Source organism: Brucella cytisi (assembly GCF_038433355.1).
Taxonomy (GTDB): domain Bacteria; phylum Pseudomonadota; class Alphaproteobacteria; order Rhizobiales; family Rhizobiaceae; genus Brucella; species Brucella cytisi.
In genome coordinates, this window is the sequence record NZ_JBCAUP010000006.1 from 232,768 (window position 1) to 246,052 (window position 13,285).

Sequence of the window (13,285 nt, forward strand, 5' to 3'; positions counted from 1 at the left end):
CCGCACTATCTCTTTGTTTATACGCATTATCCAACGCAAAACCGCTTCGCACTTTTGCTGGAAATGCTTTTAGCCGGAGCCACTTCATGAATATCGCAATCGTCGGGACCGGGTTTGTTGCCGACTATTACATGACCACGCTGCGCAATTATCCCGAGTTGAAGTTGCGCGGGGTCTATGATCGGTCACCTGAACGAATGAAAGCGTTCTGCGAGCACTATTCCGTCGGGGCTTATGACAGTTTTGAGGCAGTGTTGGCCGATCCTGACGTGCAGATCGTCGTCAATCTGACCACGCCCGAAAGTCATTTCGAAATCTCGCATGCAGCGCTTTCCGCCGGAAAGCATGTCTATTCCGAAAAGCCACTGGCCATGAATTATGAGGATGCGGAAGCGCTGGTCGCCTTTGCACGGCAATCCGGCCTCACGCTGGCGGCAGCCCCGGCTAACGGTCTCAGCGAAGCCTATCGTCTGGTAGCAAGCGTGATAAACGGGATTGGCATGCCGCGTCTCGTTTATGCCGAAATGGAAGACGGCCCGGTGTTTCGCGACAAATGGTCGACCTGGCGTTCGCAGTCGGGAGCGCCATGGCCGGGCCTGCACGAGTTCGAGATTGGTTGTACGCTGGAACATGCAGGCTATGCACTGTCATGGCTGGTGTCGTTGTTCGGCCCGGTCGAGAGCGTTTCGGCATTTTCCGCCATAACCTTTCCCAACAAGGGGCCGGGGACCGAACATCTTCACATGGCGCCCGATTTTTCGGTCGGCTGCCTTGTTTTCAAATCGGGACTGGTGGCACGCCTCACATCGGGGCTTGCGATGCCGAAGGATCGCAGCCTGACAATCGTTGCAGACAAGGGCTCGATTGTGGTGGACGATCTTTGGGATAATCGCTCGACTGTTCGTCTTGAGCGCACGGAGGAGAAACGCCGGTTTCTGGCGCGCCTGTTCGGTATTCTGGAAATGCGTATCGGCAAGTTCCTGTCATGGAAGCCGACCGTTGGCACAAAGCTACCCTATCAGAGGGCCGACAAGCGGTCGCTGCCGATGTATCCTTCTCAGATTGATTTTGTGTGCGGCATTGCCGATCAGGCACGCGCTATCCAAACCGGCGATAAGGCATTCTTTTCCGGTGATGTGGCGCTGCATATCACTGAAATCGCGCTTGCCTTGAACAATGCTGGCGAAAATGCACAGCCCTACAGGATGAGAAGTAGCTTCTAACCTTTAGCCAGAACCTTGCGGACAATGTCGGCAACGGCTGCACTCTGGTCAAGCGGCATGGTCGCATTGGAGATTTGGCCGCTGCGCACTGCATCGCGGACCGCTTCGGCCTGAAACTGCAGCCCGTTGCCGGAAAAGGCATAAGTCTCGATTGTGCGGCCTGGCAGGGGCAGGCGGTTCATAATCTTGCCGATAACGCCCTTACCACTATTCGGTCCGAGCGATGACCGCGCGGCAAAGGCTGAAAACAGCGTCAGCCTCTGGGCTTTCAGAAACGGTGCGTGGATCAATATCGTGCCCCCGGTTCCCTCGATCAGCACACGATTGTCGCCGTCGCGGTCGAAACCGCAGGAGAGGCTGGCCGTGGCGCCCTGCCACCCAAGCTGGAACTCGGTGCGCATGTCCACGCCGCTTTTGGCGCGCTGCCAGCGGCCATCGACATGCTCCGGCAGACCTAGAAAATACAATGCCAGCGAAATAGGATAGACGCCCAGATCGAATGCAGCGCCGCCGCCAAGGTCCAGGCTGAAGAAGCGGCTTTGCGGGTCGTAGGCACGTATATAGGAAAGTTCGGCTTCGATGCGCGTTACGGTGCCGATGCGACCGCTATCGATATGCTGTTTGGCGGCGCGGATCGCTGGCAGAAAACGGCTCCACATGGCTTCCATGGCGAAGACGTTTTTTGCTTTTGCCGCAGCTTCGATCTGACGTGCGCCAGCGGCATCCAGCGAGAGCGGCTTTTCGATCAGGCAGGGCTTGTCCGCTGCGATTGCCTGCATGGCCTGCAGCACGTGCATGGCGCTCGGGGTTGCAATATAGATGGCATCAATATCCGCGTCGGAAAGAAATGCATCTGAATCATTGAACGCCTTGTCTGCGCCGATACGTCGCTGGAATGTTTCGGCGGTTTCTGACGCCCGCGAGCAGACTGCGGTAACGCGCATTCCGGTACTTGCCTGAATATCGCCAGCAAAGGCGGCGGCTATCGTGCCTGTGCCCCAAATGCCCCAGCGGAAATCCGTCTCTGTCTGCTTATCGCGATTCACGTGCTTGCCCCGCCGTTTCATACAGGTGCTATATAACCCATGTAATGCGGCTAACGAAGTTTGTTTATCCTGTCAGGAGAGGTGGATGTGATGCGTGGATTTGTCGTGGCTGTGGCGCGGGATGGCGAGCACCGCTTTTCAAAACAGGTCGTGCCGGAAATCCGCATCGTCACAGGACTTGGCGTCGAAGGTGATGCCCATCAGGGCGTGACGGTGAAGCACCGTTCACGCGTGCGGGCCGACCCGACGCAACCCAATCTGCGACAGGTGCACCTCATTCATGCCGAGCTTTTCGACGAACTGATGGAAAAGGGCTTTGATGTCGCGCCCGCCGATCTTGGCGAGAACGTCACCACGCGCGGCGTCGATCTTCTGGGGCTGCCGCAAGGCGCGTTGATCAGGATCGGTGATGAGGTCGTTCTGGAAATAACGGGCCTGCGCAACCCTTGCTCCCAGATAGAGAATTTCCAGACCGGGCTTCTCGATGCCGTGTTGGATCGCACGCCCGATGGCGAACTTATTCGCAAGTCCGGCATTATGACCGTCGTTCTTGCAGGCGGCACGGTGAAGGCGGATGACGCGATAATTGTCGAATTGCCACCGCTGCCGCATCGCAAGCTGGAACGGGTCTGAAAATCGCAGAGTACCGGCTTTTGAGGTGAGCTAACCGATTTAACGTGGCGCTTGCACGGGCAAAACCGGTGATTTTCATCATGGGAGGTCTATCAACTTTGCGTCATATGCCCTAGATCATCCCACAATAGGATACAGATTGACATGCGCTGCTGCCGAAATCCGGCTGCAGCCTATTCTTATCGGTTCGGCTTGTCGGCGTTCGATGTTCTGCATGTGTCTAGACGACGGCCGGTCGGTTGCATTTCTGAAGGGCACAAAATGGAAAAAGCAGATATCGGAATGGTCGGACTTGGCGTCATGGGCTCCAACCTGGCGCTGAACATAGCCGAGAAAGGCTACACGGTAGCCGTCTATGACCGTGATGAGCCTGTGCTGAAAGCTTTCATGGAAAAGGCTGGTCCGCTGCACGACAAGATCATCCCTTGCCCCACGTTCGAGGACCTGGCTGCCAATATCCGCAAGCCGCGCCCGATTATCTTTCTCATCAAGGCAGGCGCTCCCGTCGATACTGAGACCACCCGTCTCAAGGCTTATCTTGAGAAGGGCGATATCATGATCGACGCTGGTAACTCCGATTACCGTGATACGGTGCGTCGTCTGAAGGCGCTTGGCCCCAACGACCCGACCTTTGTCGGAATGGGTGTTTCGGGCGGTGCGGAAGGCGCACGCCATGGCCCATCGATGATGGTCGGCGGCACCGAGGAAGCTTATGAGCGCATCGCGCCGATCCTGCTTGCTGCAGCCGCCAAGTACAAGGGCGAGCCCTGTTGTGCGCTGGTCGGACCGGATGGCGCCGGTCATTTCGTCAAGACGATCCACAATGGCATCGAATATGCCGACATGCAGATGATCGCCGAAATCTACGGCATCCTGCGCGACGGCCTCGGACTTTCGGCTCCGGCCATCGGTGATGTGTTCGAGAAGTGGAACGACGGTCCGCTCAACTCCTATCTGATCGAAATCACAGCCAAGGTGCTGAAGGCGACCGATCCGGAAACCGGTAAGGCGATGGTCGACATGATCCTCGATGAAGCCGGTCAGAAGGGCACGGGCCGCTGGGCGGCCATCGAAGCGCAGATGCTCGGCGTTCCCGCAACGGCAATCGAAGCTGCAGTGGCTGCCCGTTCGCTATCCTCGCTGAAGGCCACGCGTGAGCTTGCCGCGAAGGCCTACAAGCCGGGTTCGCGCAGCCTCGACATTTCCGATCAGGCAAAATTCCTTGCCGATCTGGAGCAGGGCCTGCTTGCTGGCAAGATTGCTGCCTATGCCCAAGGCTTCGCGGTGATGGAAGCTGCCTCGCAGGAGCATGGCTGGAACATTCCGCTTGCCGAAACGGCGCGCATCTGGCGCGCAGGCTGCATCATTCGTTCACAGCTTCTGGACGATATTGCCCATGCCTTCGAAGACAGCGAAAGCCGCAATCTGCTGCTGGCACCTGCTTTCGTGGAGCGCATGAGCAAGGCTTCCAAGGGCCTTCGCCAGATCGTCGCCAAGACGGCGCTTGCTGGCCTGCCCCTGCCAGCACTCGGTTCAGCGCTCAGCTATTTTGACAGCTTCACGCGGGCGCTCGGGACGGCCAATCTCATTCAGGGCCAGCGCGACTTCTTCGGTTCGCACGGCTTCAAGCGCATTGATAAGGATGGTGATTTCCACGGTCCCTGGGGCTGATATCTTTCGGTCCCTGACCGCCTGCAAATGGCGTCTTTCCGCAATCCGGTTCTCGAAAGCCACCATTTTCGGCACGTCATGAACCGAAATCTCAACAGCCCGTCGCGCACGTGACAAACAAAAAAGCCGCCCATCGGGCGGCTTTTTTGTTTAATCTGCCAGCACGAGCAGGTCATGGGAGGCGAAATGCACCGTCACCTTGTCGCCGCGCTGTGGTGGAGGCTGGGTCGGGTCGTTGAACGTGTCGAACGACAGGCGGTTCTTGCCAAGCGCCACACGTGTACGGATGACAGAGCCGAGGAAGTGCACGTCCTCGATAGTCGCGTCGAGCGAGGTATCGTGGCTCTTGCGTGCTTCGAGGCTGACAGCTTCCGGGCGCAAGGCCAGTGTCAGCGGCTTGCCTTTCGGATGATGGTCGAGCTTTTCCTGCACGGTGATGGTGCGGCCGTCGAGCTCGATGCTGTTCTTGTAGGGTTCGCTGACCGAGGCTTCCAGCATGTTGAGCGTGCCGACGAAGGATGCCACGAAGCGCGAGGCAGGACGGTTATAGATGTCGAACGGAGAGCCGATCTGGTCGGCGCGGCCTTCATGCATGACTACGATGCGATCAGAGATCGACAACGCTTCTTCCTGATCGTGGGTGACGAACACGGTCGTAATACCGAGCTTCTGCTGGATAGCGCGGATTTCTTCGCGCAAGGATATGCGGATCTTCGCATCCAGCGCCGATAGCGGCTCGTCGAGCAGAAGAACCTGCGGCTTGGTGGCAAGCGCGCGGGCCAATGCCACGCGCTGCTGCTGGCCGCCGGACATCTGATAGGGATAACGATCCGCCAGATGGTCGAGGCGGATGAGGCCCAGCATCTCCTTCACGGTGGCGTCGATTTCCGCCTTCGGTTTTCCGGCAACACGCAGGCCGAACGAAACATTCTGCGCCACCGTCATATTGGGAAACAGCGCATAGGCCTGAAACACCATGCCAATATTGCGCTGGTTGGGCTTGAGATCGACCACATCCTTGCCGTCGATCTCGATGGCGCCGCTGTCAGGTATTTCGAAACCGGCGATCATGCGAAGAACGGTTGTCTTGCCGCAGCCCGATGGGCCGAGAAAGGAGACGAATTCACCCTTCTCCACGGCGAGGTTGAAATCGTGGACGACGGTATTGGCGCCGAAGCTCTTTTTCAGGTTTTTGATATTAAGAAAAGCCATGAATGTTACCCGGCGGTTGTCTTGAATTTATTGAGGCGCGAGACGAGCTGCAGCATGATGATGCTGAGCCACGTGATGCCGAACGAAATGATCGCCAGGGCTGACGGTTCGTAGGCGCGATTTGCGCCGACGAGCTGCAGATAGGGACCGAAGGCCGGACGGTTCAGAAGCGAAGCCAGCGTGAATTCGCCGATGACGATGGCGAATGTAATGAAGGCACCGCTCATCACGCCGGACATCACGTTCGGGAAAATCACCTTGAACATGATGCGACCCCAACCCGCGCCGAGGCTTTGCGCGGCTTCCGTCAGCGTATTGACGTCGATGGTCCGCATCGCCGTATCGACGGCGCGGTACATATAGGGCAGCGACAACGTCATATAGCCGAACATCAAAAGCAAGTCGGTTGCCTGCGTCGATGCCGTGAACGGCAGCCATGAGGACGAGTTAAAGATGCGCAGATAACCGAACACGATGACAATAGCCGGAATAACCAATGGCATCAGGGTGATGAATTCCATCACCGGACGCAGTTGCGGCAGGCGCAGGCGCACCCAATAGGCCGTTGGCACCACCAGCAACACACCGAAAACGATGGTCAGCAGGCCAAGCAGGATAGAATAGCCGAAGGTGGCCTGGAAATTCGGATCGGAGAACACGACCCGATAGGCATCGAAGGAATATTCGCCGCGCCGCATGCGCAACGAGAATTCGAACGTGCCGATTAGCGGGACGAGGAAGTAGATTGCGCCGATCAGGAAGGCGATCCAGGCACCAATCTTCTGGGCATTAATGCCTTTCTTTTTCATCGCTGCCACCTCTCGGCGCGAATACGCAGCCAAATATAGATGAGGTTCGAAACACCTGTGATCACGATCATGCCAAGTGCCAGCGCGTAGCCGAGGTTCTGGTTATGCAGAACATCGCCGCGAATTTGGGCATAGAGCAGGATCGGCACGATGTTGAGCGAAGAGCCCGTCAGAGCGTAGGCTGTTGCAATCGCCCCGAAGGCATTCGCGAACAGCAGAAGCGTCGTGCCGAGCAGGCTCGGCCACAGGATCGGGAAGGCCACCATGCGCCAGTATTGCGCAGTGGTCGCACCCAGAATGGATGAGGCTTCCCGCCATTCCTTTTTCAGACCATCGAGCGCGGGCGTCAGGATCAGCACCATCAGCGGTATCTGGAAGAAAAGATAGGTCAGCGTCAGGCCGAAGAAGGAGAGCAGGTTGAAACCTGTCGAATAAAGATTGAAACCGAACCATTCCCTGAGCAGGATCGTCACAAAGCCGGTTCGTCCGAGTGTCGCCAGAAAGGCGAAGGCAAGCGGTACGCCTGCAAAATTCGATGCCACGCCTGAGAAGGTCAGTACCGTCGGACGCAGCCAGGAGGGCAAATTACCAAGAACGACCGCCCAGGCCAGAAAGAAGCCGATGATCGCGCCGCCAATGGCCGATGCGAGGCTGACCTTGATCGATACCCAGTAGGCGCTCATGATCTGTGGCTGGAACAGATCGTGGATGTTCTGGAGCGTGAAGTTTCCGGCCGGGTCCTGAAATGCACCGATGATGAGATACATCGTCGGCCAGATCAGGAACAAAATGGCGAAGATGAAAAACGGTGTCACGCCAAGCCAGGACAACGGAAGCCGGCGCTTGCGCACTCCGCTGGGGGCTGATGTTTCGGCTATTGAACTCATACGTTCTTTCTTTAGACCGGTTCCCGCCAGAACGGAACTGACAGAACCGTTCCGACTTTTGTTTTTATTTTTTGCGATCGGCAGGCTGCCATTCGCCCCTGCCGGAAATAGCTAGAGCATTTCCTGTTTGCCAAAGAGCTTGGCGCTGTTTGGAAAAGAGGATCGGCGGCTCAGATGAAAGCCGCTTTGATATCGCGCCGACCGCCGAGATACACCGATCTGAATAAACCAGATCAATGTATTTCAACTTTTGTTCCGCACCGCGCATCCCGAAAACCGTTTCACACTTTTCGGGATGCGCTCCAAGGCCGACGCGATATATGTTCGATGCGACAAGTGTGTACTTGGCGCTTGCAGAACCTTACTGGACGTTTGCGCCCACGACACTGTCCCACTCCTTGGTGATCGTGGTCTGTGCGGCCTCGATCTGTTCAAGGGTCGGGAAGATAGCCTTTTCATAGGCTTCTGCCGGTGGCAGCTTGTCGAGCAGTTCCTGCGGGATCTTGCCAGCCTTCGCCATTGCATTGAAGCGGATCGGGTGGCAGTAGCCCTTCAGATAACCGAGCTGGCCTTCATCTGAATAGATGTGTTCCATCCACAGCTTCGCAGCGTTCGGATGCGGTGCGTAGGCGCTGATCGCCTGAACATAGACACCAGCGATAACGCCGGTCTTCGGAATGACGGTTTCGATTTCCGGGTTGCCCTTGAGCGTGTCGCGATCGGCAAGAGCATTATAGTCCCAGCGGATGACGATCGGGGTTGAGCCCTGTGCCAGCGAAGCGGCCTTGCCGATGACTGGAACGAAGTTACCGTTGGCATTCAGTTCCTTGTAGAAATCAAGGCCCTTCTTGCCTGCGGCTTCGCCCGGTTCACCGCCACGTGCGATACCGGCCGCATGAACGCCGAGGATGGCCTGTGCGGAAACGCGCGGATCGCCCGCAAGCGCAACGGAGTTGGCATAGTCGCTCTTGAGAAGGTCTTCCCAATCCTGCGGGATGTCCTTGACGATGTCCTTGTTCACTTCGAAGGCCAGAACGCCGTAATAATCGCCGTACCAGTAGCCTTCGGCATCCTTGGCGCTGTCCGGAATTTCGTCCCAGGTTGCGACCTTGTAAGGCTGGATGAGGCCGTCCTTCTTGGCCGATGCGCCGAAGGCGAAGCCAACGTCGATAACGTCAGGAGCCTGCGGGCCCTTGTTGTCCTTGTTGGCTTTGATGGCTTCGATTTCATCGCCCGAACCGGCGTCCGGGTTCAGTTCGTTGACCTTGAGGCCATACTTGTCCTTGAAGCTCTTGATGATTTCGCCATAGCCGCACCAGTCATGCGGGAGTGCGATGGTGGTCAGTTCGCCTTCTGCCTTGGCTGCGGCGATCAGTTCGGCTGACGGTTCGGCAGCGGCGATGGAAACCCCGGCAACGGCGATAGCCGTCGAAAACGACAGCAGACGCGCTGTGTAAGCAAGCATTGTTTGACTCCCCTGTTTAAGTCCGGCGAACGCCCCCGGCCGATTCCGGTGCTCGCGCATTCCCGATACCCGCCCTACATGACGGTTGGATGACAGTTTATGGCTTGTCACAAACTGTCAGCGGTGGAAAGTGAAACACGTTTTCAGGGACTTAGCAATTCATCCGTTAGCGGGAGCAGCATTTTTATGACAGGAATTGTGACAGCAAATTCGTCGCTGTCATAATTCTGTGAGAGGCTTTTCCCTGCGCGACAAGGGTTTGTCCCAGCGCGGCATGAATGTCGGATATCGGGGATAAGCGAAAATTTCCGAAAGTGGAATGAACCGTCATGGGTTTCGTATGAAATTGTGGGGTGGAAGGTTTAATGCCCTCCACCGCCACCAGCGACCTGCTTCGGTTTGCGCAGCATGACGGCGCAGACAGCAAGCGAGCAGAACATCATCGTGAGAATGAAGAACACGTCGATAAAGGACAGGAGAGTGGCCTGCTGGCGCACCATGCCGGAGAGTTTGGCAATGGCGATTGTTGCGCCGTCCATGCCAGCCGCATTGTACTTGGCCGTCAGACTGGCGATCATCTTTTCGGCTTCGGCATTGCCCCAGCGAACATGCTCCGCCAGACGCTCATAGTGCATGTCGCCGCGACGGGTGAGGATCGTGTTGATCACGGCAAGGCCAACCGCACCGCCCAGGTTACGGGTCAAGTTGAAAAGACCCGACGCATTTTTCAGCAAGGCAGGCGGAAGCGTGCCGAGCGCCAGATTGTTGATCGGCACCATGCAAAGCATCAGCGAACAGCCACGCAGGATCTGCGGTAGCAGCAGTTCGTAGAAATCCCAGTCTGCAGTGAGGCCGGTCACCATCCATGTGCCTGCAGCAAAGCCGAGGAAGCCAATCATCATCATCAGACGCGGATCCATGCGGTTTGACAGGAAGCCCGCCAGCGGTGCGGTGAAAAACATGGCGAGGCCGCTGACAAACAGCGCTTCACCAATCATCAGGGCATCGTAGCCGCGTATGCTGCTGAGATAGAGCGGATAAAGATAGGTCAGACCGTAGAGGCCGACACCCATCACGAACGAAAACAGCGAGCCAAAGGCAAAGTTGACGTTCTTGAAGGCGCGTAAGTCCACAATGGGTTCTTCAGCCGTAAAGGCCCGGAAGAAGAAGAGAATACCGCCAATGATCATGACGCCGGTCAGAATGAAGATGGCTTCATCCTGCAGCCAGTCGTTACGTGGGCCTTCTTCAAGCACATATTCCATCGAACCGAGGAAAGCTGCCATGCCGGCAAGACCCCACCAGTCGAATTTGCTCAAAAGCGAGCTGTCGCCTTCGTCGAAGTCGATGAGGTTCCATGCGGCGATGGTGACCAGTATGCCGGGGCCGACATTGACCAGAAACAGCCAGTGCCAGGAGAAGGCGTGGCTCAGATAGCCGCCCACCGTCGGGCCAATAGTGGGCGCAAGCGTTGCCACAAGGCCAATCATCGGCGAAACGATTGAGCGCTTGGAGGGCGGGAATATGGTGAAGGCGGCTGCGAAAACGCTGGGGATCATGCCGCCACCGATGAAGCCCTGAATGGCGCGATAGACGATCATCTGTTCGATGTTCGTCGCTGTCGCGCAGAGCATGCTGGCGAGGGTGAAGCCTGCAGCCGAAATGGTGAAGAGAACGCGCGTCGACAACAGGCGACCGAGGAAGCCCGATAGCGGAATCATGATGACTTCCGCGATCAGATAGGATGTCTGAACCCAGGAGATTTCGTCGGAACTGGCGCTTAGACCCGCCTGGATTTCGGCCAGCGATGCGGAGACGATCTGGATGTCCAGGATCGCCATGAACATGCCGAACACCATGGCCAGAAAGGCAACAGCCTTCTTCGGGTCGATGCGATCGTCTGCTGGAGCCATTGGCCCCATTGTCGTATCTGCAGCCATGACGGCGCACTCCGGAATGGAAGAGAAAGGCGGCGCGAAATCCGTTTCACCGCGCCGCCATGTGTTGTTTCAACAGGATCTGCCGATTACGGTCAGTCAGCTTTTTCTTCGGGTGCCGTACGCGTATCGATATCGACTACGACACTGAGGCCGGCACGAATCTTGCCCGATTCGAGTGCTTCCTTCGGGATCATGATGCGAACAGGAACGCGCTGCACGATCTTGGTGAAGTTGCCGGTCGCATTTTCCGGCGGCAGCAACGAGAACACTGCACCCGATGCCGGGGCGATGGACGCGACCTTGCCGTCGAATTTCGTGCCGTCGATTGCGTCGACATAGATATGCGCAGTTTCGCCGGTCCTGATCTTTGCGAGCTGCGTTTCCTTGAAGTTCGCATCGATATAAAGCTCATTGACCGGGACGAGTGCCGCGATCTTCTGGCCGGGCGAAACGAGATCGCCCTTCTTGCCTGCAAGATTGCCGATCACGCCGTCGAACGGCGCGCGCAGTGACGTGAAGGAAAGATCACGCGCGGCTTTATCGCGGGCAAGTTCCAGCGATTTCATCGTGCTGTCGGCTTCGTTATATTGAGCGTTGAGCACTTCGATATTGGCCTTGGCGGAAGCGATCTGCGCATCGCCGCCAGCGACCTTGGCGCGAGCCTGATCAAGCGAGGACTGCGCCGTATCCAGATCGGCCTGTGCGACAAACCGCGTTTCATGCAGCTTCTGCACGCGCGCAATCGTGTTCTGCGCATTGGTCAGGACAGCTGTCGCGGCCTGCTTGTCGGCATTGGCCTGCTGGAGCACAGCCTGTGCGGCATCGGTCTCCGCCTTGATGCGGATGAGCGTCTGCTTCTGGGTCGCCAGTTTGGCTTCTGCTTCGTCGAGTGCGATCTGGTAGTCGCCAGCATCAAGCTGGAAGATCACATCGCCAGCCTTGACCTGCTGGTTCGCGACCACCGGGATGTTTTCAATATAGCCCGTCACCTTCGGTGCGATGGACGCAATATCGCCTTGCACATAAGCGTCGTCGGTTGAAACCATGAAACGTCCGACCGTCCACCAGTCATAGGCGAACCAGAGGCCGCCAGCGACCGCGACCGCCAGAATGCCGGGAAGAAGGACGCGTTTGCCAAAGCCCTTCTTCTTTGCGGGTTCTTTGGCAGTTTCCTTTGGGGCGGCTTCCTGCGGGTTCGGTACAGTATGGGGCTGCGATCTCTCGTTCAGAGGCGCCTCACTTGTCGCCGGCTGGGTTGCCGAGGCGAAGTTCTTAGCGTTGGGGAACGGATGAATATCGGCCTTATCAACGGACTTCGGGGCGGACATAGGGGAAACTTTCTGCACATCCTTCGGATTGAACCGCTCGGTTCGATGTTGACATAGATCAATAAGATGCGCATATCAAGAGGATATCGAACCGCTTGGTTCGAAAAAAGTTAAGAGTCTCGAAGAATGAAACCTGATCGCAACACCAAAGGAACACTGAATACGATGATGCATGACCGGAACCGGCATGATGAAAAAGGTGTCGGCCGATCCGGAAAAAGCAAATCGTCCTGCTCCGAAACGGAATGCGGTCGCACGCGGTTAGGTGCTGGTCAGGACCCTGCGAAACGCCGTCAAATCCTTGAAGGCGCTCAGGATGTGTTCCTGCGCATGGGGTTCGACGCAGCCAGCATGAACGACATCACGCGCGAGGCTGGTGTGTCGAAGGGAACGATCTACGTTTACTTCAACAGCAAGGAAGATCTGTTCGTCGCATTGTGCGAGCATTATCGCGATACAATGTTTCGTGAACTGATCGAAAAACTCGACAAGGGTTTCAATTCTCGCAAGCAGTTGACCGATTTCGGGGTGGCACTGGTCACGTTGATAACGTCGCCGACCGCAGTGCGCGCGCAGCGCATTGTTCTGGGTGTCAGTGAGCGCAAGCCCGAACTTGCAGCCCGCTTCTACGAGCGCGGACCGAAGCGCAGCCTGGTTCTTATGGCCGAATATCTCGACGGTATGATTAAGAATGGCGAACTGGAGCCTTTCGATCCTGAGAAAATGGCCTATCAGCTTTCTGATTTGTTCCTGTCCGGCCTCTATCGGCCGCGCTTGTTCGGCGTTTTGCCGGAGCCGCCATCGGCAGAAACGATTCGTACGAACGTTGAGCTCGCCATCGACTTTTTCTACCGTGCCTATGGGACAGAGCAGCGAAGTGTTCAAAATGAGAACAGTTGATTTTTACAAATCGATTTAGAGAATTTTATTTTTCGCTCCATCTATAAATTTTGCTTGAGGGCCATAATTTGCGCACTGTTCTTGTGTGTAAAGGATCGCAATCTATTAATTGCGGGTTGCCAGAGACTACATTTTTTATGTCACTTATAAACGATTGAAAAGTTCTGGGGA

General features: G+C 56.7%; 11 protein-coding genes. 4 read left to right on the forward strand and 7 right to left on the reverse strand.

Features of this window, described 5'->3' with window-relative positions; genetic code table 11:
* Window positions 1–86 precede the first annotated feature (86 nt).
* Window positions 87–1,223 carry a Gfo/Idh/MocA family protein gene (locus tag AAE521_RS08690; RefSeq protein WP_342061080.1) on the forward strand — a complete coding sequence of 379 codons (1,137 nt, stop codon included), beginning with the start codon at window positions 87–89 and terminating at the stop codon, window positions 1,221–1,223.
* On the opposite strand, the gene AAE521_RS08695 is transcribed toward AAE521_RS08690, so the two are convergent.
* Window positions 1,220–2,269 carry a Gfo/Idh/MocA family protein gene (locus AAE521_RS08695; protein WP_342061081.1) on the reverse strand — a complete coding sequence of 350 codons (1,050 nt, stop codon included), beginning with the start codon at window positions 2,267–2,269 and terminating at the stop codon, window positions 1,220–1,222. The genes AAE521_RS08690 and AAE521_RS08695 overlap by 4 nt on opposite strands.
* A gap of 90 nt (window positions 2,270–2,359) precedes the next feature.
* On the opposite strand from AAE521_RS08695, the gene AAE521_RS08700 reads away from it, so the two are divergent.
* Window positions 2,360–2,902: an MOSC domain-containing protein gene (locus AAE521_RS08700; RefSeq protein ID WP_071630600.1), complete on the forward strand. Its 543-nt coding sequence runs from the start codon at window positions 2,360–2,362 to the stop codon at window positions 2,900–2,902.
* Between the two features lie 261 nt (window positions 2,903–3,163).
* Complete coding sequence (gene gndA / locus AAE521_RS08705) at window positions 3,164–4,573, forward strand: NADP-dependent phosphogluconate dehydrogenase (protein ID WP_342061082.1); 1,410 nt, start codon at window positions 3,164–3,166, stop codon at window positions 4,571–4,573.
* Between the two features lie 150 nt (window positions 4,574–4,723).
* Here gndA and AAE521_RS08710 read toward each other — a convergent pair whose 3' ends face one another.
* From AAE521_RS08710 to AAE521_RS08735, 6 genes are all read right to left on the reverse strand, one after another.
* The gene (locus tag AAE521_RS08710) at window positions 4,724–5,785 is read right to left on the reverse strand and encodes an ABC transporter ATP-binding protein (protein WP_071630598.1); all 1,062 of its coding nucleotides are present in this window, start codon (window positions 5,783–5,785) and stop codon (window positions 4,724–4,726) included.
* 5 nt (window positions 5,786–5,790) lie between these two features.
* Window positions 5,791–6,594 carry an ABC transporter permease gene (locus AAE521_RS08715; RefSeq protein ID WP_342061083.1) on the reverse strand — a complete coding sequence of 268 codons (804 nt, stop codon included), beginning with the start codon at window positions 6,592–6,594 and terminating at the stop codon, window positions 5,791–5,793.
* Window positions 6,591–7,481, reverse strand: a complete 891-nt coding sequence (locus tag AAE521_RS08720) for an ABC transporter permease (RefSeq protein ID WP_010660709.1) — start codon at window positions 7,479–7,481, stop codon at window positions 6,591–6,593. Before AAE521_RS08720 ends, AAE521_RS08715 begins: the two co-directional genes overlap by 4 nt.
* A 361-nt stretch (window positions 7,482–7,842) precedes the next feature.
* Window positions 7,843–8,946, reverse strand: a complete 1,104-nt coding sequence (locus AAE521_RS08725; RefSeq protein WP_071630594.1) for an ABC transporter substrate-binding protein — start codon at window positions 8,944–8,946, stop codon at window positions 7,843–7,845.
* A gap of 362 nt (window positions 8,947–9,308) precedes the next feature.
* Window positions 9,309–10,886 carry a DHA2 family efflux MFS transporter permease subunit gene (locus AAE521_RS08730; protein WP_071630593.1) on the reverse strand — a complete coding sequence of 526 codons (1,578 nt, stop codon included), beginning with the start codon at window positions 10,884–10,886 and terminating at the stop codon, window positions 9,309–9,311.
* 92 nt (window positions 10,887–10,978) lie between these two features.
* On the reverse strand, window positions 10,979–12,214 hold the full coding sequence (locus AAE521_RS08735) for an HlyD family secretion protein (RefSeq protein WP_071630592.1): 1,236 nt from the start codon (window positions 12,212–12,214) through the stop codon (window positions 10,979–10,981).
* A 165-nt stretch (window positions 12,215–12,379) separates the two neighbouring features.
* Here AAE521_RS08735 and AAE521_RS08740 point away from each other — a divergent pair, with 165 nt between their 5' ends.
* On the forward strand, window positions 12,380–13,114 hold the full coding sequence (locus AAE521_RS08740) for a TetR/AcrR family transcriptional regulator C-terminal domain-containing protein (RefSeq protein ID WP_371264606.1): 735 nt from the start codon (window positions 12,380–12,382) through the stop codon (window positions 13,112–13,114).
* The last annotated feature ends 171 nt before the right edge of the window (window positions 13,115–13,285 follow it).

Excerpts from the sequence above, each read along its gene's own strand:
- AAE521_RS08690 (WP_342061080.1), top strand. The coding sequence starts at position 87 with ATGAATATCGCAATCGTCGGGACCGGGTTTGTTGCCGACTATTACATG.
- AAE521_RS08700 (WP_071630600.1), top strand. The coding sequence starts at position 2,360 with ATGCGTGGATTTGTCGTGGCTGTGGCGCGGGATGGCGAGCACCGCTTT.
- gndA (WP_342061082.1), top strand. The coding sequence starts at position 3,164 with ATGGAAAAAGCAGATATCGGAATGGTCGGACTTGGCGTCATGGGCTCC.
- AAE521_RS08710 (WP_071630598.1), bottom strand. The coding sequence starts at position 5,785 with ATGGCTTTTCTTAATATCAAAAACCTGAAAAAGAGCTTCGGCGCCAAT.
- AAE521_RS08715 (WP_342061083.1), bottom strand. The coding sequence starts at position 6,594 with ATGAAAAAGAAAGGCATTAATGCCCAGAAGATTGGTGCCTGGATCGCC.
- AAE521_RS08720 (WP_010660709.1), bottom strand. The coding sequence starts at position 7,481 with ATGAGTTCAATAGCCGAAACATCAGCCCCCAGCGGAGTGCGCAAGCGC.
- AAE521_RS08725 (WP_071630594.1), bottom strand. The coding sequence starts at position 8,946 with ATGCTTGCTTACACAGCGCGTCTGCTGTCGTTTTCGACGGCTATCGCC.
- AAE521_RS08730 (WP_071630593.1), bottom strand. The coding sequence starts at position 10,886 with ATGGCTGCAGATACGACAATGGGGCCAATGGCTCCAGCAGACGATCGC.
- AAE521_RS08735 (WP_071630592.1), bottom strand. The coding sequence starts at position 12,214 with ATGTCCGCCCCGAAGTCCGTTGATAAGGCCGATATTCATCCGTTCCCC.
- AAE521_RS08740 (WP_371264606.1), top strand. The coding sequence starts at position 12,380 with ATGATGCATGACCGGAACCGGCATGATGAAAAAGGTGTCGGCCGATCC.